At 44.2% G+C, this 2684-nt stretch carries 2 protein-coding genes; both read right to left on the bottom strand.

Going from position 1 to position 2684, the window contains the following annotated elements:
* Positions 1–185: 185 nt before the first annotated feature.
* The gene (locus tag MHN01_RS23825) at positions 186–758 is read right to left on the bottom strand and encodes a cytochrome b (RefSeq protein WP_239413838.1); all 573 of its coding nucleotides are present in this window, start codon (positions 756–758) and stop codon (positions 186–188) included.
* A 117-nt stretch (positions 759–875) separates the two neighbouring features.
* Complete coding sequence (gene gbpA / locus MHN01_RS23820; RefSeq protein WP_239413837.1) at positions 876–2345, bottom strand: N-acetylglucosamine-binding protein GbpA; 1470 nt, start codon at positions 2343–2345, stop codon at positions 876–878.
* Positions 2346–2684: the final 339 nt, after the last annotated feature.

Below are 2684 nucleotides of genomic sequence, written 5' to 3'. Positions count from 1 at the left end.
TATATTTATCTATTTATCTATTTATCTATTTATCTATTTATCTATTTATCTATTTATCTATTTATCTATTTATCTATTTATCTATTTATCTATTTATCTATTTATCTTTTTATAATAATATTTTAACTATGTTCTTACAATGAAAAGAGTCAATTTTTCAACGGCAGAGCTATCTCTTTAGCTCACTAACAAGGCATATCGTCACGATGCATCAAAGAAGACTTTTTACTTCGAGATCCCGATGTCATACAACGCAACACATCGTTTTTCCCAATAAAATGATGTTTGAGTGCAGCACAAGCATGAGCCAGTACCAGCAAGGCCAGGCTTATACAGCTGTAGCGGTGAATTTGGAAAAACAGCTCATTGACAGATGACTCGGTAATCACGTTGGGAATAAAGAGAATGCCAAACAGCAAGTAGCCCTTATCCAGCATCAGCAGTCCGCTGCTGAACACCATGAACATCACAAAATAGATCAATGAATGGGTCATTTTTGCCAGTTGACGCTGCTTTAGGGGAATTTCTTCCGGAAGATCTGGCTCATGTCGAAAGTAACGCCAAACGAGACGAACTATGAACAGCGGAATTGCCAATGTTGCCAGTGACATATTCAAGACAGAGAGAAAATGCCAGACTTTGGGGTGACTCTCTTGTACTAAGTGCATGGAAAAACCGGCAATGCTGGTATAGATAATGACTAACGCCATAGCCCAGTGGAGGAAACGGCTGAACGTATCATAATGCGGATGATTCATTGTTCTTGACCAATCTTATTGTCGGCCCTGAGGCAATCAAGGCCTTGTTAGAAAAAGATCTCCTTCAAGGAAGGAGATCCAAATGGTTCAACTCTTTCAGTATCTTCTCGCAGGAAGCTAGTCCAGCTTATACCAGGCTGACTCCCAGTCAGTACCGACACCCGGCTCATACTGAGTTGCAGAAGAAGACCACTGAACACAGTAGCCAGAATACGGGAACTCTTTGCACTGGTAGATCTGTCCGTCAGTCGCCAGTACTTTCGTGCCCTCGGTATACTGCTCTAGCCCATCAGGGAAAACATAATCATATTCACCTGAAGGTGGCGGCGTTTGCCCTTCGACCAGTTGAAAGTCCTGCATTGTTTGGTTAACAAACTCACCATCTGAGTTTTTAATCCGTGTAACTAACATATGATGACCGGGCTGGGACTTAGATAACTCGAGTGTCACGCTCTTCGTTTCACCGTCAGTCATGGGGGTTTCAAGCGAAGCAAGCGCTTCCCTGGCATGGTTGTACACTGTCAACACGGCGGTGAGATCACCTGTCGCATCAAGCGACAAGTCGAGATTAACCGGCTCTTCATCAATGATATACTCACTTTCCAGGCCGGAAACAGCAAGCGCAGGCTCCATCTCTTGACCATTGGTATCGTAACCAATCTCTACCCGGTGAATACCGCTACCAGCTTTTAGGAACACAGGATTTGTGCCGTAAATAGGCGTAATCTTACCCTCATTCAAGTGGCCGGCGCGAATACCGCTTTGCTCTTTATTCACTTTATTAGCAAGCTCGAAAGACCAGTTCTTTGCTATGCCTTGGTCTTGAGATCCAATAGTCAGTTTCGTACTGTAGCTCGGGTTTTCCCCTGCACGATCAAAGACGCGCGTGTACACGGCATCGCCAACACTCAGATCCATCGTCGGTATGATTTGACCGCCCTGTGACCAGCCAAGCTCTCCTGAGCCACCGTTTTCTCCATCAAATTCAACATCAATGACATTGTAGAAAGAAGCGTCGGTATCCCCCACATCCCAGACAGCAAGGATGACCTGGTAGCCTTCCCGCTCAGGGACATTACACAGGTGGCTCACACTTGTCGGTGGCTGCTCCATATTACCGTCAACCACGCAGAAAGGTGTCAGGTCAAAAGCATCCCGGGTCAGAACCTGATTTGGGTTCCAACCCTGTTTGGTAAGGTAATACTTCCAGTCCTTGGTGACGTGATTGGCCGTGAACGCCCACTCAAAATACTGGTTGCCGGGTTGAATAGGGCGTTTTACCCAGCGATCAGAGGTTTGTTCATCAAGTGCTAACGCCAGGGCATTTTCGGCACTGGCGATTTTGCCATCAACAGGACCCGCCTCAGGAAAGCCATCAGGCCCTTCGACACTTTGCGGCTCATATTGAATAGCACCACAATCAATATTCTTTTCACCCGTATCTGCTGTCGGGTATTTGCATAAGGTCGCGCGCCCTTCAGCAACGCCGTTTTCCAGCGCCGAAACGTAACCATGGCCGATAGCTGCTGAACTTCCACCTAGAAAGAGTAAAGCGACTGTTGTTTTTAATGGAAATGGTCTTTTCATATAATCGTACAATCCACTGTAGTTAATTAATTGCGCAGTAGACTTGAACTTATATCCAAAGACAGAGAAGAGATAAGTGAATTAATATTATTAATGCCATTAAGGTAGTTTGAAAAATTAAAAAGATGTGCTTATGCCGTTCTACGGCTTATTATGCTTTTTCAAAATCAATAATTCCTAAAAAAGGCCACCCATGTTCAGGTGACCTGTTAATAATTCACGATATTTTAAGTAAGCTACTTTTAGGGTCTTTCATAATCTACTTTTCGTACACAACTAATATAAAGTTCGGAACTCCTGGTCATCGGAAGGCTAGTATCCCCGTACATATTAGTTAGA

This window comes from Photobacterium sp. OFAV2-7 (assembly GCF_022347985.1).
GTDB lineage: Bacteria > Pseudomonadota > Gammaproteobacteria > Enterobacterales > Vibrionaceae > Photobacterium.
Note: the sequence above shows the minus strand (reverse complement) of the source record. Positions and strands in the feature narration are given on the sequence as shown.

Coding starts and splice junctions, on each gene's coding strand:
- gbpA (WP_239413837.1), bottom strand. CDS start 2,345: ATGAAAAGACCATTTCCATTAAAAACAACAGTCGCTTTACTCTTTCTA.
- MHN01_RS23825 (WP_239413838.1), bottom strand. CDS start 758: ATGAATCATCCGCATTATGATACGTTCAGCCGTTTCCTCCACTGGGCT.